This window comes from Aquiflexum balticum DSM 16537 (assembly GCF_900176595.1).
Taxonomy (GTDB): Bacteria; Bacteroidota; Bacteroidia; order Cytophagales; family Cyclobacteriaceae; genus Aquiflexum; species Aquiflexum balticum.
Map to the genome: position 1 here is coordinate 1 of NZ_LT838813.1, position 20,964 is coordinate 20,964.

Sequence of the window (20,964 nt, forward strand, 5' to 3'; positions counted from 1 at the left end):
TTTAAATATATTTTCCCCAAATTTGAGCCCCCTGAAAATCTTGGGGTGATAAGTCCTAAAATTCCTACCGAAAAGTTATTAAAAGTAATAAATGAGTTCTGAGGCCAATGCAGTTTGGAATGAATGTTTGCGTGTAATTGAACAGCACGTTAATGAGCAAAGTTATTCTACTTGGTTCAAACCTGTTAATCCTGTCAGATTGGAAGGAAGCAGCCTCACTATACAAGTTCCCAGTCAATTTTTTTATGAGTGGTTGGAAGACAACTACGTACAGGTACTAAAGTTAGCTATCAAATCAGTTTTGGGCCCCAACGGTAAATTGGAATACGCGGTGGTCGTGGATAAAGGAAATTCTCAGAACCAACCTTATGTTGTAAGTTTTCCACAGGGAAATAACCCAAGTTCTCCAAAAAAGAACCTTAATGAACCTGCTGAAAACAAAAGCCCTTTCTATCTTAAGTCTTTGGACGACGATATGCTTTTGCAATCCAACCTGAATGCCATTTATACTTTCAATACCTACATAGAGGGTGATTGCAACAGATTGGCAAGGTCTGCAGGATTTGCAGTGGCCACCAAGCCGGGCATCACCTCATTTAATCCCCTAATGGTATACGGCGGAGTTGGTTTGGGAAAAACCCATCTTGTCCAGGCTATCGGCAACGAAATCAAAAACGGTCCTGAAGATAAATTTGTACTCTATGTTTCTTCTGAAAAATTCGTCAACCAATTTATGGATTCCATCAAGGATGGGAACGTAAAGAGTTTTACGAACTTTTATATGCAGGTAGATGTGTTGATTATTGATGACATACAGTTTTTGGCAGGAAAAGACAGAACCCAGGAGATGTTTTTCCACATTTTCAATCATCTTCATCAAAACAAAAAGCAGATAATAATGACCTCGGATTGTCCTCCAAAGGATCTGAAAGGACTCGAAGAGAGATTATTGTCCAGATTCAAATGGGGTCTTACGGCAGATCTTCAGATGCCTGACTTTGAAACAAGGGTTGCTATTATTAAAAGAAAAATGCAGTCAGAGGGTATTTATATTCCTAATGATGTGATAGAATATTTGGCCTATACCATTGATACCAATGTAAGGGAACTAGAAGGTGTCATGATTTCCCTGCTTGCCCATGCTTCATTGAACAGGGTTGACATTGATTTGGCTTTGGCCAAGGCTATCATGAAAAATATTGTAAAAGATATTGAGACTGAAGTGGGCATAGATTTTATTCAAAAAACAGTTTCAGAATATTTTGACATCAAAATTGAAGATCTTAAAGCAAAAACCAGAAAAAAAGAAATTGTCACCGCCCGTCAAGTGGCCATGTATTTTGCAAAAGAATTTACCAATCATTCCCTTAAATCCATCGGCTATCATTTTGGCGGAAGAGACCACAGCACAGTAATACATGCGGTTCAGACAGTCAATGATTTTATGGAAACAGATACTGCTTTTAGAAACTCAGTAAATGACCTGAAAAAGAAATTTAAAATGCGGTCCTACTGACCAATTATTTTTTGCTTGTATAAATTCAAAACACCCCTTAATTCCTCCTTTGGAAATTTGATTTCAGTACCTCCCAAGACATATGGGCCAATTTCGTATGGATTATAGTAAAACACCACTGAATCCATTTCAAAACCTATAGCAGCAGGTAAGAAAAATATCGAATCCCTTTCCAGAAAAAACATACCGGTTTCCTTCAGAGATACTTTCTCTTCTATATCATGGATCTCCCTGAATTTTGATTCTACCAAATGGAGCAATTCGGGTTTATCCGAAATCAAAGACTCATTATCCAATACCTGATTTTCAATTTTATTAAAATTTAGGTATTGTCTGTAACTATTGGGATGAGCGCCTCCGGTATAGGCGTAAGTTTCTATAACAATTGAAATAAGCTGAACATTTTCAAACAAAATCTTGAAAGTTACATCTATTTCCCATTCTTGATTTGATTCAAACCCATCCATAAATTCAATATAAGAATCTAAAAAATTGGTGGCCGCATCTTCAATGCTCGAGGATTTTATTTCTTCATTGACATCTACGATTTTAATGATTCTCTCTTCAATAAGATTATTCAAATTGGATGTGGTTTCATTTTCTTGGGTAAAAACCGGATATTTCACATTGACTTCACTACAATTTAATCCTTTACAGGCTTTTTGATGAAATTCCTTCAGTTCAAATTCCAAGCTATTGTGAATTGGAGGATTACATGAGAATGCAACAATTAAAAACACGAGCCAAATCCACTTGCTCATAATTGACCGGTTATTTTCTTGAAATCCCATCAATAAATGCTTCCACTAATTCCCTGGCTAAACCTATTGGAGATTTTTTGCCTGCCTTTATTTCAGATAGATTCTTGGTTAAACTACTTTTGATTTCTTCATTTTCATAAAAACTGCTTTTCAAAAGATAACCAATATGGTCATGAAGCCAGTTCTCTAATTGATTGGATCGATTGATATCCAAATAATTGATCCGTTTCATTTGATCCACAAAGCCTTCAATCATTTGCCAGATTTCGGAAAGACCAATCTGATCAATCGCCGAACAGGTCAATACCTTGGGATTCCAGCCGTTTTCTTTTACAGGAAAAAGATGAAGTGCATTGGTATATTCTCTTTTGGCTTTTTTGGCAGCGGTTATATTTTCCCCATCTGCTTTATTGATGACCAATGCATCACACATTTCAATGATTCCTTTTTTTATACCCTGCAATTCGTCACCTGCCCCTGCCAACATAAGTAGCAGAAAAAAATCCACCATGCCCTTGACGGCAATTTCAGACTGACCAACGCCCACAGTCTCAATAAGTATGATATTAAACCCGGCGGCTTCACAAAGCAACATGGCCTCCCTGGTTTTTGCACTGACACCTCCCAAGGAGACACCTGCCGGACTTGGTCTGATATAAGCCCTTTTATCAGAACTAAGCTTTTCCATCCTGGTCTTATCACCAAGAATACTGCCATGACTTTTTTGACTGCTGGGATCTATGGTCAATACAGCAAGCTTATAGCCCTTTTCCACCAATAATTTACCAAATCCTTCTATAAATGTACTTTTCCCAACACCAGGAACTCCGGTAATTCCAATTCTGATTGATTTCCCTGAATAGGGCAGGATTTTTTCAACGACATTCTCAGCCAAAAATTGATCTTGGGGAAGTGTACTTTCTACCAAAGTTATCGCCCTGCTCAAAATCACCCTATCTCCTGAAAGGATCCCTTCTACATAGGCTTCAACGGGTAGTCTGCTGGTTATTTTCAATGGATAAAGATTGGATAAGCTTAATTGAAATGGCTCTCAAAGTTAAAAAATTTATTGAAAGGGATACTTTTTGAATCGAACATCTCCCATCGCTGTTTTTTCAAATACCGCAATACAGTTTTTTTCATATTTAGATTCGAAAATTGGTTCTGAAGGCCGAATGGATTTAGGTGTGAATTCCCTGTCATCAAAGAAAAACACTTTTGTATTGCCATATTTGGTATGCGGCATAAAATTACCATAATCCAGCATTGTTTCTCGGGTTGAATCTGATGTATAAACAGCGTAAATCCTTATTACAGGGCCTGTATTGTTTTCATTCCTATAGCTGGCCATTTCAATAAAATCACCTTTAAGATCCCCTACTCCAGGTTGGGAAACAGTATCTCCTACTATCCAAACAATTATCAAAATCACTGCTGCAATTATTCCGTATAGAAGGTACTTGGAAGACATTTTATAAAGGATCTTTAGATTTAAAGCCTTAATTTAGTGGAAAAAATTTCAATATGGTTTTTGAATATGTCAAAGCTCTTCACATCATTTTCGTAGTTACTTGGTTTGCAGGGCTTTTTTATGTTGTCAGGTTGTTTATTTATCAAACTGAGGCATTGGAAAAACCCGAAGAGGAGAAAAAAATACTGGTGCCCCATCTGAATCTCATGGCAAGAAGACTTTGGTTTGGAATTACTTGGCCATCTGCTATTCTGACGTTGATTTTTGGTTTTTGGGTATTGTATCACAGATGGGGGTATATGCAATTGGGTTTTATGCACGCCAAATTAGGGTTTGTATTACTTTTATATGTTTATCACTTCATTTGCCAAAGGCAATTTTCTGAACTCCAAAGGGGAATTGCAAAATGGAGCTCAAATCAACTGAGAATTTGGAACGAAGGTGCGACAGTTTTGTTATTTGCTATAGTATTCCTTATTGTTCTGAAAAGTCTGATCAACACCTTTTGGGGAATTATCGGGCTTTTGGGACTGAGCGCATTGTTGATGCTTGGAATCCAACTGTATAAAAAATCAAGGGCTAAATCTTAGAATAAAAGACCAAAAATGAAAAAATCGACTATTCCGGTAATTTTACTACTTTCAGCAATATTGTTATGGAATTGTTCCTCCGAAAAATCAAACGAAGATGACAATCGCCCCCTTCCAAAATTGGGCAATTGGTATATCAATGAGATTGAGATGGAAGGGAAAACCGTTAAGGACACCGCATTTCATAAAATCGCCAATTTTTCATTTATCAATCAAGAAGGCAAAGAAATATCAAATTCATCGGTAGAGGGAAAAGTGTATGTTGCAGATTTTTTCTTCACTACTTGTCCTACTATCTGCCCAATAATGAAAACCCAAATGTTGCGGGTCTATGAGAAATTCAAAGAAGAACCTGATTTTATGATCCTAAGCCATACTTTGGATCCTGTTCATGATACTGCTGAGCTTCTCAAAGATTACGCTTATCGGATCGGGGTAGAAAATGATCAGACCTGGCAATTTCTAACAGGAGACCAAGAAAAGATTTTTGAAATCGGTCAGACAAGTTATTTGACTACAGCAATGGAAGATCAAACCGAGCCCGGGGGAATATTACATTCAGGCGCTTTTGTCTTAGTAGATCAAAATGGACACATCAGGGGAGTATATGATGGAACCAAAGAAGATCAGGTAAACAAACTGATGAGGGACATCCCAAAATTGCTTCAATAGAATATGAACTTGAAATTAACTGCCACTTACCTTATCCTATATTTCCTGTTTTCATCCTGCCAACCGCAATCTTCCGGAAAGGAAAATACTTTAGCGAATATTAAAGACACTAAAGTTCTTCAATATGCCATTGAAGGTAAAATACTATATGAGAATCTTTGTGCAAACTGCCACCAAAAAGACGGGAGTGGATTGGGAAAATTAATCCCACCGCTTTTTGAATCCGATTATATGCTTGAGGATATCGGTAGAACAATAAGGATAATCAAGTTTGGACAAGAGGGTGAAATAATAGTAAACGGGCAGATTTATAATCAAGCCATGCCTGCAAATCCCAAGCTAACTGATATGGAAATAGCCCAAATCGTCACCTATCTGTATAATATTTGGGGTAATAAGGAAGGTGTCATTGATGCAAATACAGTAGGTGAATACCTCAAAACGCAAAATTAACATCAAGATTCCAGCTCTTTTTTTGCTGCTGTCATCGCTTTTTTGATGTCCTCATTTACTTTCTCAACTTTCACTTTTTGCCCCAGCAAATAGGTCTCTACCTCCGCTTCAGACATGTCATCATAGGAAGACTGAAACTGCCTCATCCAAACAAACATCCCATTAAATGCACTATCCAGATTAATTGATAAGGTCTCCAGTTCATTTATTTTATCGATGTTTTCGGGATCTGATTGGGATATCATATCTTTTTTTTCATCAATTTTCTTTTTGAGAGATTTTAAATCTCCCATCAAGGGCATTACTTCATCGTGTATATCAATTACCTCCTGCTTTAATTCTTGATTTTGATTTTTTATGTTGGGCTCACATCCCACAAATGAGGCAAGAAAACTTAAAAAAATTACCTTACTGATTAATTTTAACATATTGCTGGTTTTTCATTCAAATGAAAAACAATTAGGCTAAAAAAAGAAATTATTCCTAAACTATTTTGCAATTTTTGTGATATTTCCAATTTATAATATGAATTATTATTAAAGATATGGAAGCCAATACGGAAACTGCGATCATCCAAGAGTTCCATTCATGCAAGAGAATCGCAAAAGAAAAAATTAAAACAGCAGTCCATAATGCTATTTTAATACCTTTGGAATGTGTATTTTTAGCAGCATTAAATACAGCCCAGACTGCCAGTGCTATAAAAAAATAATCCATCCAATGCCAATGAATATGATCATGTGCATGATCGTCAGAATATCGAGCCATATAGCCCAAGGAAATCATTACCGGAAATGCCAAGCAATGAATCATACATAAAACTGATGCTGATATACCCAGCATATCTGCCGATTGACTTGAAATTCTTTTTATTATTTGCAACGTAATTGCAAATATATGTGATATTTCGAAAATTATTATAAAACAAATCTATTATTTCATGAAACCTTATTGTTTTGCCAAAAACCAAATTATATCCTCACATCTCGCTGTAATACATCCTATGGATATAGGATTGATTCGGGGATATGGCATTTTCGATTTTTTCAGGACTTCAAATTACAATCCGCTGTTTCTGAGTGATTACTTGGACAGGTTTATAAGGTCTGCTGAAAAAACACATCTCACCCTACCCTATTCGAAAGAAGAGCTTACCTCAGTCATTGGGGAATTGATCTCAAAAAATAACCTAGAAAACGGAGGTATAAGGATGTTACTTACCGGAGGTGTATCTGAAAATCATTTTTCCCCCACAGATGGTTCCTTGTTTATTTTCTGTGAAGACCTGGATTTCCCTGCCCCACATAAATATGAAAACGGCGTCAAATTATTAGCTGTCGAACATGTCAGGGCAATAGCAGATGTTAAAACCACTAATTATGCATTCCCGGTTTGGCATAGTGCTGAATGGAAGCAAAAAGGTGCAGAAGATGTGGTTTATCATCATGATGGATTTGTTTCGGAAAGCTCCAGATCAAATATATTCGTGGTTAAAAATGGAGAAATTAAAACTCCTGACAAGCATATTCTCCATGGAATTACGCGCAAAAGGGTTTTGGAATTAGACAATTCAATTAAAATTCAACCTGTGACTTTAAATGAATTATTGGAGGCGGACGAACTGTTCATTACCAGTACAACAAAAAAAATTCTGCCCATAACCCAAATCGATGAAAAAAAGATAGGAACAGGTAAACCAGGAGAAATTACATTGGCCCTGATTGAAAAATTCAGAACCATTTGTTAAAGGCAAATCCAGTCTTTTCACATCAACCCATTAATCAACAAAATCTGCTTTGATAGATCGGGATGTATAAATCAATAGATATATAATTATCAAAAGGATTACAAGTGCTGCAACTTCAAATTGAGCCCATATTCTGGAACGATTGACTACTTTATCTGAATTTTCGGCCAGCTTTTTCCCTTCTTCGATTTGAATAAGGGAAAGCTTCTCAAGATCTGAAATAGCTCTTTCAATATAAGAATTGTATTCTTTAACGCTTTTTGTGTTTATTCCTGATTCTTCAGAATACAGCATGGCGTAATCTGCGATTCTTAAATTACTCTCTATGATTTTTTTGAAATCTGTGAGAAATCCCTCCTCAGCTACAGTCAGTTTTGTTTTTTCAAAACTTTCCACAAGTTTAAGAATAGACGCCTCATAATCACTGATTTCCTCAATTACATGGCTGTAATCACTTTCAAATTCACAGTGATTGATCAGTAGTTTGATCCTGAAAAGATTCTCTGAAATAGAGAAAATATAACTTTCAACCACTAATCTGTCCTCATAAAAAGAAATAAAAGTATCACCAAGTTCATTGAAGTTTTTTCTCTCTAGAACATTCTTTCCAAATATCATTACAATAATGATTGTCAGGATTATTGCTACTTTCAGTTTACGGTTGTGGGGTTCGTTTTTTGGCATTGTTGTTTCTGATTAATACTTCCACAAAAATTAACGTCTAAAGTCCAATGATAATTTTTTTGTGGTTAATTATCTGCCAATTAAAATTTTTGAAATGAAATAACCTAAGAAAAAAGGGGAAATAATAATAAAACCCTTCAACCGGCATAAACTCAGTTGAATAAAATAAAAACATCCGAACAGGAGGATGATCTTTTGAAAAAGAAAACAACACGTGGTGAACAAAACCCTAATCACAAAAAAACCTCCCTTTAAAAAGGAGGCTTCTGTGATCCCGCTGGGATTCGAACCCAGGACCCATACATTAAAAGTGTATTGCTCTACCATACCGATAGCTATCGGTATACGGATTCATATTCTCTTTAAACAAAGTAAGTTCCCAAATCCAGACTGGTTATAGGAACGATTTTCTGAAATGAAAAAAACCTCCCTTTGAGGAGGCTTCTGTGATCCCGCTGGGATTCGAACCCAGGACCCATACATTAAAAGTGTATTGCTCTACCATACCGATAGCTATCGGTATACGGATTCATATTCTCTATAAACAAAGTAAGTTCTCAAATCCAGACTGGTTATAGTAACAATTTTCTGAAATGAAAAAAACCTCCCGTTTGAGGAGGTTTTTGTGATCCCGCTGGGATTCGAACCCAGGACCCATACATTAAAAGTGTATTGCTCTACCAGCTGAGCTACGGAATCTTATTGTTTTGCTCTTCCATCCCGATAACTATCGGGATACAGAATCATATTGTTTTGCTCTTCCATCCCGATAACTATCGGGATACGGAATCAAATATTTATAATAGTCTGATAATAAATTGAGCATCCCAGCAAAGAGATGCTCTGTATCAAAGTGATCCTGTCAGGAATCGAACCTGAAACCTACTGCTTAGAAGGCAGTTGCTCTATCCAATTGAGCTACAGGACCGGAATAATTAAGTCGGGGTGGCAGGATTCGAACCTACGACCTCCTGCTCCCAAAGCAGGCGCGATACCGGGCTACGCTACACCCCGAACTTTAAACTCTTTAGAATCTGACTTATCCAGATCAATTTAGTCTTTTTGTGATCCCGCTGGGATTCGAACCCAGGACCCATACATTAAAAGTGTATTGCTCTACCAGCTGAGCTACGGAATCATATTGTTTTGCTCTACCATCCCGATAACTATCGGGATACGGAATCATATTGTTTTGCTCTACCATCCCGATAACTATCGGGATACGGAATCATATTGTTTTGCTCTTCCATCCCGATAACTATCGGGATACGGAATCTTATTGTTTTGATCTGCCATCTCAATTCAAAAGGAGGTAACAGCGCATTTGTTTAAACCCTAACAAGTGAAGAATTTAACATTCTGAAATCCAATAAGTATCAATTTAAAATAGAAAATCAAAGAATTTGACTTGCTTTTTCTTAAATCAATACCGTAATTGGACTGCAAATTTAAGCCGCTGTATTTAAAATGCCAAACCCAAATCGAATCTTTCTGACAAAATTTATAATATTTTTTATCGTATTTGTACAAAGCTTTAATTGTCAGGCTAATATATCCAAGCTTCAAAAAGCAGATTCTTTGTTTACCACTAAGAATTACCAAGAAGCTATGATCATCTATAAGGATTTACTTCTAAATGAGGTCACATTCTCCTCTGCGATGCTTTTGAAAATGGCTTTTATTTCAGAAGGCATTGGTGATTATTCAGATGCCAGCTTTTACCTGGCTAAATATTATGATCAAAACCCCAACCCCAGGGTTATTACCAAGATTAAAGTCCTGACTGATCAGGTTACACTTTATGGATATGAGTTGAATGATAGCGATAGGTTTATGAAGTTCCTTATTGATCTTCAAATGGAAATCACCTCATTTTTCGCAGTACTTTTGATGTTGTCGTTGATACTGCTGTTTGTTTTCAGAAAAAAAGCGGACAAACCCAGGTACTATCTACCCTCTTTTTTATTCCTTATATTGACTTTTTTTTCCAATAACTTTCTTTCAGAGCCAAAATCCGGAATAGTTACAGGCAGTCCCACTTTGGTGATGGACCAACCAACCGCAGGAGGCAAACTCCTTAAGATAGTTTACCCAGGCCACAGGGTTATAATCAAGACCACCAAAGATGTCTGGTATGAAGTAAATTGGGGTGATCAGAAAGCATTTGTAAAAAAAGAAAACATAACCCGACTTTAAATTAAAAATCAAGCGGCTCAAGATTTTTGAAATGACCGTTATTTTTGATCTTCTCTTTTGCTGATTCAATGTCCCTAAGGATTGGTATCACTTTCAATAAATGCCTGATTAAATACTGTATCCTGTCAGATTCTTTGTCCATCATCAGTAAATCATATTCCTCCTCTAACTTCAAGCCAACTTTATGGGCAAAAGTAAAGGAGTTGACTTGAAGAGGTATAAGCTCAATTGTATAATTCATCAATCGAAATAACTCCTTCAGATAAAAAAGAAATTCAGCATAAAGGCTTTCGGAAACCATAATATTGTTATCCTTGTAAACGACTCGTCCTCCTGCATACAATCTGCCTATCGTGGGATTATCAAAGGACAGAATTTCGAATACCCGACCCCCTATGGTTTTGATATCCATTCTGCCATCTTCGTATACTTTGGAGACTTCCTTTAGCTTTACCTCAGTACCAAAAGACATCAATTTATCCAAATAGACAGCTATTCCAAAAGTACTATCAGTTTCCAAAACATCGTTCACCAATTGCTTATACCTCGGTTCGAATATATGAAGACTAAGGTGTTCACCTGGGAAGGCAACAAGCTTCAAAGGGAATAGGGGTAGAAAGGATTCCATAAAACTTATAAAGAGGACAAATTTGATTTGGTTAAGATATCAACCTTAAATATGAAAAAAATTTATTTTTCCAGTGCCTCACTCATGGAAATGATTTGATCCGGAGACATATATAGCGATTTGATTTTATTCCTATACTCCACATCAAAGCCTTCATTGTTCAAAATATAAGTTTTGTTGGCCAGAATCTGAAGCCCCATACCACATCCAATAGCGTATCCATCAGCAGTCAATTCAGCTTCCGTCACCTTTTTCTTTGAAAGAAAATACCTCGCTCCAAAATGCATCATATCTGTGGAGGATCTTTTGAGATAATCCATCACGTGTCCGAGTTCATGACCTATCCATCCTACCAGAGCGTCAATAGGTATCTTTTCTATAGGTAATAACTCACCTCCTAAATCCAACTCACGGGTAATTTTGATCCTATATTTTCTATCTTCTTTACCGTTCACAAAAAGTGAGAATATCTTTGGCTGGGCTTGCATTACCGCTCCGGATATATTCTCTTTGAATTCAAAAGTAATATCGACACTATCCAGATCAGGAAAATAAGCCAAAGCTTTCAAAACGGGCTCTAAGATAACCTTGGGAACAGTTTTGTTCTTGAACCTTACAACTTCATCGGGATCTTTGTTTTCTGTTTTTGGGTGATTAGAAAAACGATCTGATACTTTTTGGGAAATTTGGGGACTTCCGAATAAGAAAGTCCATAACACTAATAAATACATTAAACTATTTTTGTTTGAAACTTCATTATATGAATTTTTATCTTCAACTCAAAAAAAATCATAAAAAAAGAGGGTCGATTGACCCTCTTTTTGGTGAAATAACATGAATACATTATTTTATTTTCCGGCGATATAAACCAATAAATCAATTACTTTATTGGAATATCCCCACTCATTGTCATACCAGGAAACTACCTTAACAAACTTGTCATTCAGCTGAATACCCGCACCTGCATCAAAAATGGAAGTTCTGGCATCACCATTGAAATCTGTAGATACTACCTGATCTTCTGTATATCCCAGGATTCCTTTCATGCTTGTCTCAGAAACTTCTTTCATTTTGGCACATATTTCTTCATAGCTAGCACCTTTTTTAAGCCTGACGGTCAAATCAACCACGGAAACATTTGGTGTCGGAACCCTGAAGGCCATACCTGTCAATTTTCCGTTCAGTTCTGGAATAACCTTACCAACTGCTTTGGCAGCTCCTGTGGATGAGGGGATGATGTTTTGGCCTGCACCTCTGCCACCTCTCCAATCTTTTGCTGAAGGTCCATCTACTGTCTTTTGCGTAGCTGTTGTTGCATGAACAGTGGTCATCAATCCTTCCTCAATTCCCCAATTATCATTCAAAACTTTTGCAATTGGAGCAAGGCAATTGGTTGTACAAGAAGCATTGGATACAAATTTCATATCTGAAGTATATGAGCTTTCGTTTACTCCCATTACAAACATCGGCGTATCATCCTTTGAAGGCGCTGACATAATCACTTTTTTTGCTCCGGCATCAAGGTGTCCCTGGGCAGTTTCTTTCGTAAGAAATATTCCGGTTGATTCTACTACATAATCAGCTCCAACTTCTCCCCATTTAAGGCTTGAAGGATTTTTTTCAGAAGATACTCTGATCTCATTCCCGTTCACTACCAGTTTGCCATTCTTAACTTCAACGCTTCCGTCAAAAATTCCATGAGTGGAATCATATTTCAGCATATAGGCTATATAATCAACATCAATAAGGTCATTGATTGCCACCACCTGAATATCACTTCTTGATTGTGCAGCTCTGAAAACAAGACGGCCGATTCTACCGAATCCATTGATTCCTACTTTAATTTTGTTCATAGTTATTTAATTTATTGTTGTATTGGTATAGAATAAAAAGAAATAATCATTTAGTCATTTTAATAATTCAAGATTTAATGACCTAAAATTACCAAATTTATCTTGCCCCCCAAAATATTTAACGAATTGAAAATGAACATTTTAAAATATATCCTAATTCAATCGATTGCGGAAAATCATGGCAAAATCAAGGCATTGATTATCAGAATTATAATTTTCCAAAAATTTCAGGATTTTAAAAGAGTTCCATTGCTGGATTCCGAATCATGAATGGGAAATAAGCAGAAAAGGGGTTAAAAACCCCTTTTCTGTTACCTTTTTTACTTGATCAAAACTTAATCGAGTCCAAAATATCGTTGAATGTTTTGCTGGGACGCATGGCCTCGGAGGTCTTTTTCTCATCCGGTTTATAATATCCCCCAATATCCATTTTGACTCCTTGAATTTTGTTGAGTTCATTTACAATCGCAGATTCGTTCTCAGCAAGGGATTTGGCAACAGGGGAAAAAACTTTTTGAAGTTCCTTATCTCTGTCCTGTTCAGCCAAAGCCTTCGCCCAATAAAGCGACAGATAAAAATGGCTGCCTCTATTATCCAACTCACCGGCTTTTCTTGATGGTGATTTGTCATTTTCCAAAAACATCTCCGTAGCCTTATCCAAGGTCTCCGCCAAAACCATCGCTCTATCATTGGAGAAAGTATTTCCCAAATGTTCCAAAGAAACTGCCAACGCCAAAAATTCACCCAATGAATCCCAACGTAAATGGTTTTCTTCCAAAAACTGCTCTACATGCTTCGGCGCTGAACCTCCGGCTCCGGTTTCAAAAAGCCCACCCCCGTTCATCAAAGGAACGATGGAGAGCATTTTGGCGCTTGTTCCCAATTCCAAAATTGGAAATAAATCTGTCAGGTAATCTCTCAATACATTTCCTGTAACTGAAATGGTATCTTTCCCTTCTTTTATTCTTTCAAGTGAAAATCTGGTGGCTTCCTCGGGGTTCATCACCTGGATCTCCAATCCAGCAGTGTCATGTGTAGGAAGATATTTTTCGACCTTTTTGATTATTTCCAAATCATGTGCCCTGTTAGAATCCAACCAAAATACAGTAGGAACTCCTGTAGCTCTTGCCCTTGTTACGGCAAGTTTGACCCAGTCCTGTACAGGGGCATCTTTGGTTTGGCACATTCTCCAAATGTCGCCTTGGCTTACCTGATGCTCCATCAATACCTCTCCGGACTCTGAAATGACTTTAACTACTCCATCCGAGGCAATCTCAAAAGTCTTATCATGTGACCCATATTCCTCCGCTTTTTGGGCCATGAGACCTACATTGGGAACACTTCCCATGGTGGAAGGGTCCAAGGCTCCGTGCTTTTTACAGAAATCAATGGTTTCCTGATAGATCCCGGCATATGACCTATCCGGAATTACCGCCTTGGTATCCTGAAGCTTTCCTTCCTTATTCCACATCTGACCGGAAGATCGGATCAAAGCTGGCATGGAAGCGTCAACTATCACATCACTTGGAACATGTAGATTGGTAATCCCTTTGTCAGAGTTTACCATTGCCAAATCCGGTCCATTAGTAAAGCATAAAGCTATATCAGCTTCAATTTCAGCTTTTTTATCAGCTGGAAGCTTACTTATTTTTGAAATTAAATCGCCAAATCCATTATTGACATCCACTCCCAAATCTTTCAATTCTGTCGCGTATTTTTCAAAAATTGGCGCAAAAAACACCTTGACTGCATAACCAAAAATGATAGGATCTGAGACCTTCATCATAGTAGCTTTCATGTGAAGTGAGAACAGAACACCTGATTTTTTGGCGTCTTCAATTTGTTCTTCAAAAAAACTTCTCAGCTCATTTACACTTAAAACCGAGGAATCAATTATCTCTCCTTCCTCAAGTTCAAGCTTTGATTTCAAGATGGTTTTATTTCCTGCAGGTCCCTCATGAACAATATCCACCGAGCCTGCTTTCTTCAACGTGATTGATTTTTCACTTCCGTAAAAATCACCGTGACTCATGCTTGCGACATGCGTTTTGGAATCAGGGGACCATTTACCCATGCTATGTGGATTCTTTTTAGCAAAATTCTTTACTGCCAATGGCGCTCTTCTGTCAGAGTTTCCTTCCCGGAGTACAGGATTGACAGCACTTCCTTTTACTCTGTCATATTTCACTTTTATGGCTTTTTCTTCCTCGTTTTTGGGGTCATTGGGATAATCGGGTATTGCATAGCCTTTGGACTGCAATTCTTGAATGGCTTCTACCAATTGGGGTATGGAGGCAGAAATATTCGGAAGCTTTACAATATTTGCCTCCGGTGTTTTGGCTATTTCACCTAATTCTGACAAAGCATCACCGATTCTTTGCTCGGGCTTTAAAAATTCAGGGAAAAGAGCTATTATCCTACCAGAAAGTGAAATATCCCTGGTTTCTACAACAATACCTGCAGAATCAGTAAAAACTTTGATTATGGGCAATAAGGAATAAGTGGCCAATGCCGGGGCCTCATCAGTCAGCGTATATAAAATTTTGGCTGTTTTGCTAGTCATTTTTTATTCGTTCAGAATTGTGGAAAGTTTGATTGGTAAAAGCTTGATGATTTTGTTGGGAGTTCTCTACAGAAAATCCTGATTAAACCAATCGTCTATTTCAAAATTGCGGCTAAAATAATGAAAATATCCTGTTTTTAAAGTTTGTTTATGTTGACTATAAGGATTATTTATAAAAATGGATTCTTGGTTAAAAACAGAATTTTGATTTAGTCAGTTTTGCAGAAATCTATAAGGTACTATTCCCCGAAATCAAATGTGGTTTAGGAATAAATAACAGAGTAAAGGTTTCCCATGAATCCAATCAAAGCCCCCAAGGTTAAATTACAAATAAATGAACTTCAAAAATTACTTTAATTCAAACTGATCAGCATCCATCCAGGCAGGGAATTTCTCTCGGTATTGCATCAGCGACTCATAATCCAGATCAACAAAAAGAATTTCCTCTTTGTCAGCTGAAAAAGAAAGGGTCTCCCCTTTGAAATTATAAGCCCCTGAATGGCCTGAATAGGGCACAGAATTACCGTCCTCCCCAATTCTGTTGACTCCAAGAGCATAGGCCTGATTTTCAACAGCCCGTGCTTTGAGCAAAATATCCCATGCACTGATTCTTGGGCTGGGCCAACTCGCGACGTAAAAAATCAGGTCATATTCAAGCTCTTTATTAATGACTTTATTTCGGGACCAAACAGGAAATCTCAAATCATAACAGACCTGAGGCATTATATTCCATCCTTTGCAATGGAATACTTTTCTTTCCTTACCCATGTCAAAAAATTCATCCTCATTCGCCATTCTAAATAGATGCCTCTTATCATACCAATCCATAATTCCATCAGGGCTTACCCAAAGTAAACGGTTAAAGAATTTCCCTTTATCATTGATAATTATACTTCCTGTTATAATTGATTGGGTCTGTGAAGCCATTTGCTTCATCCATTTAGTTGTATGAAGGTTCATTGGTTCGGCAACCTCCTTTGCATCCATCGTAAATCCTGTGGAAAACATTTCAGGCAAAACAATTAAATCAACCTGTTGATCAAATCCCAATATTTTTTCCTCCAACATGGCCATATTGGCGATCTTATCTTTCCAATATAAATCTGTCTGTACCAATGCGATTCGAATGGGTGAAATGTTTTTTCGGTTTATCATTTTTTATTCATTCAAATTTAAATATAAAGAATTCAACAAGTTTCGGAGAATTCGGCAATTATTAAATAAAATAAATGTCCAAAATAATCCTGTCCCTATTCAATTCAATCTCCATTTTATAAAAAAACAGCCTTTTTTTATATATCGATAAAATGAATAATTCCAGCGAAAACCCCGAATATCAAAACAAAATCAAGAAACCATTAACAAAGCACCTGCCTACCGGACAGGCAGGTGGGTATATTCCTATGCTGATTATCTGTCACGGGAGTTTGATGAAATGGTTGAGATCAATAAAGGAAAATTATTCAAATCGGCAGATGCTGACCCCAGAAGAATCCATCAATAAGGTTCTTGCTGACTCAGGCAATGAAATGAACCCAAACCCCAAATCAGATCCAAGGAATTGACTCCTACTACTTTTCTGTCAGGAAAACAGGAAGTCAAAATTTCCAATGCCTTATCGTCATTTTTATCCTGGAAAGTCGGGACAATCACCGCATGGTTGGAAATATAAAAATTGGCATAAGATGCCGGCAAGCGCATATCTTCATGGATGATTTCTCTTGGCATAGGTAATTCCACAATATTCATTTGTTTTCCGTTTTCCAACCTCAGTTTGCAAAGCAGATCAAGGTTCTCTTTGAGAGGCGCATAGTTTTCATCTGCTTTATTATGCTCTACCATGGCCACCACCGTATCGGGATTGACAAACCTTGTAAGGTCATCAATGTGTCCATCTGTATCATCTCCGATGATTCCATCATTCAGCCAAAGAATGTTTTCAACACCAAAATAACCATTCAGGTATTCCTCAATTTGCTTTTTTGAAAGATGGGGATTTCTGTTGGGATTGAGCAGGCAAGCTTCCGAGGTGAGCAATGTCCCTTTACCATTGAATTCAACGGAACCTCCTTCCATGATAATTCCAGGCCTGAAGCAGGGGATATTTCTAAATTCTGCAATTTTGATCGGAACCTGATTGTCCAAGTCATAAGGAGGATACTTATCTCCCCAGGCATTGTAATCCCATTTGACCAAAACTTTCTTTTGTTCTGCCCCCGGATTAATCAAGAAGGCTGGACCATGATCCCTGCACCAGGCATCATTAGTTGGAAAATAATGAAAAAAAATCCTTTTTAGGTCTGCTCCTGCAACCTCAAGATGCTCCAAGGCAAATGCCTTCATTGCTTCATCTTTTACATTGATATGAACTTCTTCACCTAAAGCTACATACTTTATAAATTCAGCATAAGCAGGAAAAATGGTCTTGATCTTCCCTGGCCAAGATGCTTCTTTATGAGGCCAACTCAGCCAAGTTGCAGCATGGAGTGCAAATTCCGCTGGAAAATAATAGCCCAATTGGGAGGGTGTAATATCTCCTGCATTGGCGATTTCAAAAACGTCTTTGGTAAAAATATTAATCTTCATCTATGAATCTCTTGAGAATGGGAGAATAAGAATCAATGCGTCGGTCTCTCAAAAAAGGCCAATGTGTTCGGTACCTGTCCGAATTATGCATGTCAAGTTCATGGACATAAACCTCCTCTTCATTATGATCAGCCTGGAATAAAACTCTTCCAAATGCATTGCAAACAAAAGAACCTCCCCAAAACTTCATATCTCCTTCAATCCCTACCCTGTTGACCGAAACTACCGGAACGCCATTGGCAACAGCATGTGAACGCTGAATGGTCTGCCAGGCCTGATATTGCTCCTCATTGGTTGGTTTATCCTGATCCTTGTGCCAGCCAATGGCAGTCGGGTAAAATAGCATTTCTGCTCCCATCAATGAGGTAATTCTTGCCGCTTCCGGATACCATTGATCCCAACAGATCAGAACTCCTATTTTGGCAAATTTGGTGTTGAAAACTTTGTAGCCCAAATCTCCTGGTGTGAAATAAAATTTCTCATAATATCCGGGATCATCGGGGATATGCATTTTCCGGTATTTGCCTAGGTAGCTTCCATCAGCATCCAATACAGCTGTGGTATTATGGTAAAGCCCCTCAGCCCTTTTCTCAAACAGGGAGGCTATGATGACCACACTCAATTCTTTGGCAAGGGAGGAGAAAAAGTCCGTAGAAGGACCGGGAATACTTTCCGCCAGTTTGAAATTATCATGATCCTCTACATCACAGAAATAAAGAGAATTAAAAAGTTCTTGCAGACAAATGATCTGCGCACCTTCCTGACTTGCTTTCCTAATTCCTTTTTCAGCTTTAGAAAGATTTGATCCAAGATCTGAACTGCATGAATGCTGCACCAATCCTACTTTTACGGTTCTTATAGACACTATTATTCTATTTTAGCATTACCAATTTTCTATTCAATCTTCAAAAATAATTGAATATTTGTAAAAATTGGGCTCATTATTGGTTTATCCCTCAATTATTTAAATGCCGGAAAAGTTATGAATGATATAAATCCCACGATTTAAATAAAAAATATTCACTATCAAAAACCTATTTATATTTGCATGGAAAACCCAAATAGATTCCTTATGAAAAAACAAATGATTGCTGCTATTGCTTCCGTAAGCCTCTTGTTGGCCTGTGAGCAAAGCGAAAATGAAAACGATATGACCAACCCGTTCTTTGAGGCTTATAATACGCCTTTTGAAGTACCCCCTTTTGACAAAATCAAAAATGAACATTTTGCTCCGGCCCTTAGGGAAGGAATGAATCAACAACAGCAGGAAATAGATGCCATTGTCAACAATCCTGATGCTCCTACTTTCGAAAATACCATTGAAGCAATGGAATATTCGGGAGATTTACTGAGCCGGACCAATATTGTCTTTTCCAATCTGAACAGTGCCAACACTAATGATGAACTCCAGGCTATTGCCAGAGAAATGGCACCTGAATTATCAAAGCATAATGACAATATCAACCTGAATGAAAAACTCTTTGCCAGAGTTAAAGCGATTTGGGATCAAAAAGACAACCTCAACCTGAATCCCGAACAGGAAAAATTGCTGGAGAAAAGATATAAGTCATTTGTAAGAAGTGGAGCAAACCTAAGCGAGTCTGACAAAGAGAAAATGCGGGCCATAAACAGCAAACTCTCCACTTTGAGTCTACAATTCGGACAAAATCTATTGGCCGAAACAAATGCCTTCCAATTGGTAATCGATAATCAGGATGATCTTTCCGGCTTGTCAGAAAGTCAAATTGAGGCTGCGGCAAGTGACGCTAAAGCAGCCGGAATGGAAGGAAAATGGCTTTTTACGCTTCAAAACCCAAGTGTGATGCCCTTTCTTCAATATGCAGACAACCGCGAATTGAGAAGACAAATCTGGGAGGCTTACCAAATCAGAGGCAATCAGGGAAACGACAAAGACAACAAAGAAATCTTGCTGGAAATAGCAAATCTCAGAAGAGAAAAAGCAAATCTACTTGGTTTCAAAACCCATGCGGATTATGTCCTGGAGGAAACCATGGCCAAGAATCCTGAAAATGTATATAACTTATTAAACCAACTTTGGACTCCTGCCCAGGCAAAAGCAAAAGTAGAAGGAGCAGAAATGCAGGCAATGATCAATGCTTCTGGCAATGGTTTTGAATTGGCCCCTTGGGATTGGAGATATTATGAAGAGAAGTTGAAGCAGCAGAAATTCGACTTGGACGAACAAGAGGTAAAACCATATTTTGCTTTGGATAAAGTTCAGGACGGGGTTTTCATGGTAGTTAAAAATCTCTGGGGCCTGACTTTTGAGGAAATCAAAGACATTCCCGTATACCATCCTGATGCCAAAGCTTATGAAGTTAAAGAAGCCGATGGAACTCATGTAGGCGTATTGTATATGGATTTTCACCCTAGAGCATCCAAAAGAGGTGGCGCTTGGATGACATCCTACAGGGCACAGAAATCAATAAACGGTGAAAGAAAAGCGCCTGTAATTTCAATTGTGTGCAACTTCACAAGACCAACTGCAGATGCTCCTGCTTTATTGACTTTTGATGAAGTGTCAACTTTCTTTCACGAGTTTGGTCATGCACTCCATGGCCTGTTATCCAACGTGCAATACCGAAGTCTTGCAGGAACATCAGTACCAAGGGACTTTGTTGAATTGCCGTCACAGATTATGGAAAACTGGGCTACAGAGCCAACTGTTTTAAAACAGTATGCCATCCATTATAAGACCGGTGAAGTGATACCTGATGCATTAATTGAAAAACTCCAAAAAAGCGGCACTTTTGGTCAGGGATTTGGGACTACAGAATATTTGGCTGCTTCCTTATTGGATTTGGATTACCATACCCAGACCAGTCCTATTTCATTAAGCGCAGATGAATTTGAAAAGGCTTCCATGGATAAAATTGGTCTAATGGAAGAAATTATCCCACGTTACAGAAGTACTTACTTTTCACATATTTTCTCGGGCGGTTATTCTTCGGGATATTACAGTTATATCTGGTCCGGAGTATTGGACACAGATGCTTTCCAGGCTTTCAAAGAAACCGACCTGTTCAATCAGGACAAGGCACAGGCTTTCCGAAAAGAAATTCTTGAAAGAGGTGGAACAGATGATCCTATGAAAATGTATGTGAATTTCAGAGGTGCTGAGCCCAAAATCGATGCCCTTTTGAAGAAAAGAGGATTGGATGAGGTATCCATGGAAAGAAGAGATTGACCCCTAACTAATTCTTTTTTTTAAAAATTAACCCGA

At 37.8% G+C, this 20,964-nt stretch carries 20 protein-coding genes and 6 tRNA genes; 7 read left to right on the plus strand and 19 right to left on the minus strand.

Features of this window, described 5'->3' with window-relative positions; all coding sequences use genetic code 11:
- Nucleotides 1–91: 91 nt before the first annotated feature.
- On the plus strand, nucleotides 92–1,516 hold the full coding sequence (dnaA, locus tag B9A52_RS00005) for a chromosomal replication initiator protein DnaA (protein ID WP_084118364.1): 1,425 nt from the start codon (nucleotides 92–94) through the stop codon (nucleotides 1,514–1,516).
- Here dnaA and B9A52_RS00010 read toward each other — a convergent pair.
- The 3 genes from B9A52_RS00010 to B9A52_RS00020 are packed head-to-tail and all read right to left on the minus strand — an operon-like array spanning nucleotide 1,510 to nucleotide 3,748.
- Nucleotides 1,510–2,277: a DUF3298 and DUF4163 domain-containing protein gene (locus B9A52_RS00010; RefSeq protein ID WP_172805149.1), complete on the minus strand. Its 768-nt coding sequence runs from the start codon at nucleotides 2,275–2,277 to the stop codon at nucleotides 1,510–1,512. The two genes, dnaA and B9A52_RS00010, sit on opposite strands and share 7 nt — an antisense overlap.
- Nucleotides 2,278–2,287: 10 nt before the next feature.
- Nucleotides 2,288–3,292, minus strand: coding sequence for a methylmalonyl Co-A mutase-associated GTPase MeaB (gene meaB / locus B9A52_RS00015; protein ID WP_084118366.1), 1,005 nt, complete (start codon nucleotides 3,290–3,292; stop codon nucleotides 2,288–2,290).
- A gap of 51 nt (nucleotides 3,293–3,343) precedes the next feature.
- Entirely contained in the window at nucleotides 3,344–3,748 is a 405-nt protein-coding gene (locus B9A52_RS00020; RefSeq protein ID WP_084118367.1) for a hypothetical protein, read from the minus strand.
- A 53-nt stretch (nucleotides 3,749–3,801) separates the two neighbouring features.
- Here B9A52_RS00020 and B9A52_RS00025 point away from each other — a divergent pair, with 53 nt between their 5' ends.
- The 3 genes from B9A52_RS00025 to B9A52_RS00035 are packed head-to-tail and all read left to right on the plus strand — an operon-like array spanning nucleotide 3,802 to nucleotide 5,463.
- Nucleotides 3,802–4,338, plus strand: coding sequence for a CopD family protein (locus B9A52_RS00025; RefSeq protein ID WP_084118368.1), 537 nt, complete (start codon nucleotides 3,802–3,804; stop codon nucleotides 4,336–4,338).
- Nucleotides 4,339–4,353: 15 nt separating this feature from the next.
- Complete coding sequence (locus B9A52_RS00030; RefSeq protein ID WP_084118369.1) at nucleotides 4,354–5,010, plus strand: SCO family protein; 657 nt, start codon at nucleotides 4,354–4,356, stop codon at nucleotides 5,008–5,010.
- 3 nt (nucleotides 5,011–5,013) lie between these two features.
- Nucleotides 5,014–5,463 (plus strand): c-type cytochrome, encoded by a 450-nt coding sequence (locus B9A52_RS00035; RefSeq protein WP_084118370.1) that lies wholly within the window; start codon nucleotides 5,014–5,016, stop codon nucleotides 5,461–5,463.
- A 2-nt stretch (nucleotides 5,464–5,465) separates the two neighbouring features.
- Here the strand turns inward: B9A52_RS00035 and B9A52_RS00040 are convergent, their stop codons facing one another.
- Together B9A52_RS00040 and B9A52_RS00045 are read right to left on the minus strand one after the other, a co-directional pair.
- Complete coding sequence (locus B9A52_RS00040; RefSeq protein WP_084118371.1) at nucleotides 5,466–5,891, minus strand: hypothetical protein; 426 nt, start codon at nucleotides 5,889–5,891, stop codon at nucleotides 5,466–5,468.
- Between the two features lie 55 nt (nucleotides 5,892–5,946).
- On the minus strand, nucleotides 5,947–6,306 hold the full coding sequence (locus B9A52_RS00045) for a MerC domain-containing protein (protein WP_084118372.1): 360 nt from the start codon (nucleotides 6,304–6,306) through the stop codon (nucleotides 5,947–5,949).
- Between the two features lie 97 nt (nucleotides 6,307–6,403).
- Here B9A52_RS00045 and B9A52_RS00050 point away from each other — a divergent pair, with 97 nt between their 5' ends.
- Complete coding sequence (locus B9A52_RS00050; RefSeq protein ID WP_084118373.1) at nucleotides 6,404–7,210, plus strand: aminotransferase class IV; 807 nt, start codon at nucleotides 6,404–6,406, stop codon at nucleotides 7,208–7,210.
- A 30-nt stretch (nucleotides 7,211–7,240) separates the two neighbouring features.
- Here B9A52_RS00050 and B9A52_RS00055 read toward each other — a convergent pair whose 3' ends face one another.
- From B9A52_RS00055 to B9A52_RS00085, 7 genes are all read right to left on the minus strand, one after another.
- Complete coding sequence (locus tag B9A52_RS00055) at nucleotides 7,241–7,894, minus strand: MCP four helix bundle domain-containing protein (RefSeq protein WP_084118374.1); 654 nt, start codon at nucleotides 7,892–7,894, stop codon at nucleotides 7,241–7,243.
- Between the two features lie 269 nt (nucleotides 7,895–8,163).
- A tRNA-Lys gene (locus B9A52_RS00060) sits at nucleotides 8,164–8,234 on the minus strand.
- 107 nt (nucleotides 8,235–8,341) lie between these two features.
- Nucleotides 8,342–8,412, minus strand: a tRNA-Lys gene (locus B9A52_RS00065).
- A 108-nt stretch (nucleotides 8,413–8,520) separates the two neighbouring features.
- Nucleotides 8,521–8,593: transfer RNA gene (locus B9A52_RS00070), tRNA-Lys, on the minus strand.
- Nucleotides 8,594–8,748: 155 nt separating this feature from the next.
- A tRNA-Arg gene (locus B9A52_RS00075) sits at nucleotides 8,749–8,822 on the minus strand.
- A 12-nt stretch (nucleotides 8,823–8,834) separates the two neighbouring features.
- Nucleotides 8,835–8,908: transfer RNA gene (locus B9A52_RS00080), tRNA-Pro, on the minus strand.
- A gap of 51 nt (nucleotides 8,909–8,959) precedes the next feature.
- Nucleotides 8,960–9,032: transfer RNA gene (locus tag B9A52_RS00085), tRNA-Lys, on the minus strand.
- Nucleotides 9,033–9,472: 440 nt separating this feature from the next.
- Between B9A52_RS00085 and B9A52_RS00090 the strand changes: the two genes are divergently transcribed.
- Nucleotides 9,473–10,090 carry a hypothetical protein gene (locus tag B9A52_RS00090; protein WP_317045532.1) on the plus strand — a complete coding sequence of 206 codons (618 nt, stop codon included), beginning with the start codon at nucleotides 9,473–9,475 and terminating at the stop codon, nucleotides 10,088–10,090.
- A gap of 1 nt (nucleotide 10,091) precedes the next feature.
- Here B9A52_RS00090 and B9A52_RS00095 read toward each other — a convergent pair whose 3' ends face one another.
- The 7 genes from B9A52_RS00095 to B9A52_RS00130 form a co-directional block, all read right to left on the minus strand.
- The gene (locus B9A52_RS00095; protein ID WP_084118376.1) at nucleotides 10,092–10,718 is read right to left on the minus strand and encodes an LON peptidase substrate-binding domain-containing protein; all 627 of its coding nucleotides are present in this window, start codon (nucleotides 10,716–10,718) and stop codon (nucleotides 10,092–10,094) included.
- A 62-nt stretch (nucleotides 10,719–10,780) separates the two neighbouring features.
- Complete coding sequence (locus B9A52_RS00100; protein WP_084118377.1) at nucleotides 10,781–11,449, minus strand: hypothetical protein; 669 nt, start codon at nucleotides 11,447–11,449, stop codon at nucleotides 10,781–10,783.
- A gap of 117 nt (nucleotides 11,450–11,566) precedes the next feature.
- A complete protein-coding gene (gap, locus tag B9A52_RS00105; protein ID WP_084118378.1) occupies nucleotides 11,567–12,571 on the minus strand; it encodes a type I glyceraldehyde-3-phosphate dehydrogenase in 1,005 nt (334 codons plus the stop codon).
- 328 nt (nucleotides 12,572–12,899) lie between these two features.
- Complete coding sequence (locus B9A52_RS00110; RefSeq protein ID WP_084118379.1) at nucleotides 12,900–15,134, minus strand: NADP-dependent isocitrate dehydrogenase; 2,235 nt, start codon at nucleotides 15,132–15,134, stop codon at nucleotides 12,900–12,902.
- Nucleotides 15,135–15,482: 348 nt separating this feature from the next.
- Nucleotides 15,483–16,289 (minus strand): amidohydrolase, encoded by an 807-nt coding sequence (locus B9A52_RS00115; protein ID WP_084118380.1) that lies wholly within the window; start codon nucleotides 16,287–16,289, stop codon nucleotides 15,483–15,485.
- A 342-nt stretch (nucleotides 16,290–16,631) separates the two neighbouring features.
- Complete coding sequence (locus B9A52_RS00125) at nucleotides 16,632–17,720, minus strand: agmatine deiminase family protein (RefSeq protein ID WP_084118382.1); 1,089 nt, start codon at nucleotides 17,718–17,720, stop codon at nucleotides 16,632–16,634.
- Nucleotides 17,710–18,585 (minus strand): carbon-nitrogen hydrolase, encoded by an 876-nt coding sequence (locus tag B9A52_RS00130; protein ID WP_157370030.1) that lies wholly within the window; start codon nucleotides 18,583–18,585, stop codon nucleotides 17,710–17,712. Before B9A52_RS00130 ends, B9A52_RS00125 begins: the two co-directional genes overlap by 11 nt.
- Nucleotides 18,586–18,792: 207 nt before the next feature.
- Between B9A52_RS00130 and B9A52_RS00135 the strand changes: the two genes are divergently transcribed.
- Entirely contained in the window at nucleotides 18,793–20,928 is a 2,136-nt protein-coding gene (locus tag B9A52_RS00135) for a M3 family metallopeptidase (protein WP_084123335.1), read from the plus strand.
- Nucleotides 20,929–20,964 lie beyond the last annotated feature (36 nt).

Coding starts and splice junctions, on each gene's coding strand:
- dnaA (WP_084118364.1), top strand. CDS start 92: ATGAGTTCTGAGGCCAATGCAGTTTGGAATGAATGTTTGCGTGTAATT.
- B9A52_RS00010 (WP_172805149.1), bottom strand. CDS start 2,277: ATGAGCAAGTGGATTTGGCTCGTGTTTTTAATTGTTGCATTCTCATGT.
- B9A52_RS00020 (WP_084118367.1), bottom strand. CDS start 3,748: ATGTCTTCCAAGTACCTTCTATACGGAATAATTGCAGCAGTGATTTTG.
- B9A52_RS00025 (WP_084118368.1), top strand. CDS start 3,802: ATGGTTTTTGAATATGTCAAAGCTCTTCACATCATTTTCGTAGTTACT.
- B9A52_RS00030 (WP_084118369.1), top strand. CDS start 4,354: ATGAAAAAATCGACTATTCCGGTAATTTTACTACTTTCAGCAATATTG.
- B9A52_RS00035 (WP_084118370.1), top strand. CDS start 5,014: ATGAACTTGAAATTAACTGCCACTTACCTTATCCTATATTTCCTGTTT.
- B9A52_RS00040 (WP_084118371.1), bottom strand. CDS start 5,891: ATGTTAAAATTAATCAGTAAGGTAATTTTTTTAAGTTTTCTTGCCTCA.
- B9A52_RS00045 (WP_084118372.1), bottom strand. CDS start 6,306: ATGCTGGGTATATCAGCATCAGTTTTATGTATGATTCATTGCTTGGCA.
- B9A52_RS00050 (WP_084118373.1), top strand. CDS start 6,404: ATGAAACCTTATTGTTTTGCCAAAAACCAAATTATATCCTCACATCTC.
- B9A52_RS00055 (WP_084118374.1), bottom strand. CDS start 7,894: ATGCCAAAAAACGAACCCCACAACCGTAAACTGAAAGTAGCAATAATC.
- B9A52_RS00095 (WP_084118376.1), bottom strand. CDS start 10,718: ATGGAATCCTTTCTACCCCTATTCCCTTTGAAGCTTGTTGCCTTCCCA.
- B9A52_RS00100 (WP_084118377.1), bottom strand. CDS start 11,449: ATGTATTTATTAGTGTTATGGACTTTCTTATTCGGAAGTCCCCAAATT.
- gap (WP_084118378.1), bottom strand. CDS start 12,571: ATGAACAAAATTAAAGTAGGAATCAATGGATTCGGTAGAATCGGCCGT.
- B9A52_RS00110 (WP_084118379.1), bottom strand. CDS start 15,134: ATGACTAGCAAAACAGCCAAAATTTTATATACGCTGACTGATGAGGCC.
- B9A52_RS00115 (WP_084118380.1), bottom strand. CDS start 16,289: ATGATAAACCGAAAAAACATTTCACCCATTCGAATCGCATTGGTACAG.
- B9A52_RS00125 (WP_084118382.1), bottom strand. CDS start 17,720: ATGAAGATTAATATTTTTACCAAAGACGTTTTTGAAATCGCCAATGCA.
- B9A52_RS00135 (WP_084123335.1), top strand. CDS start 18,793: ATGAAAAAACAAATGATTGCTGCTATTGCTTCCGTAAGCCTCTTGTTG.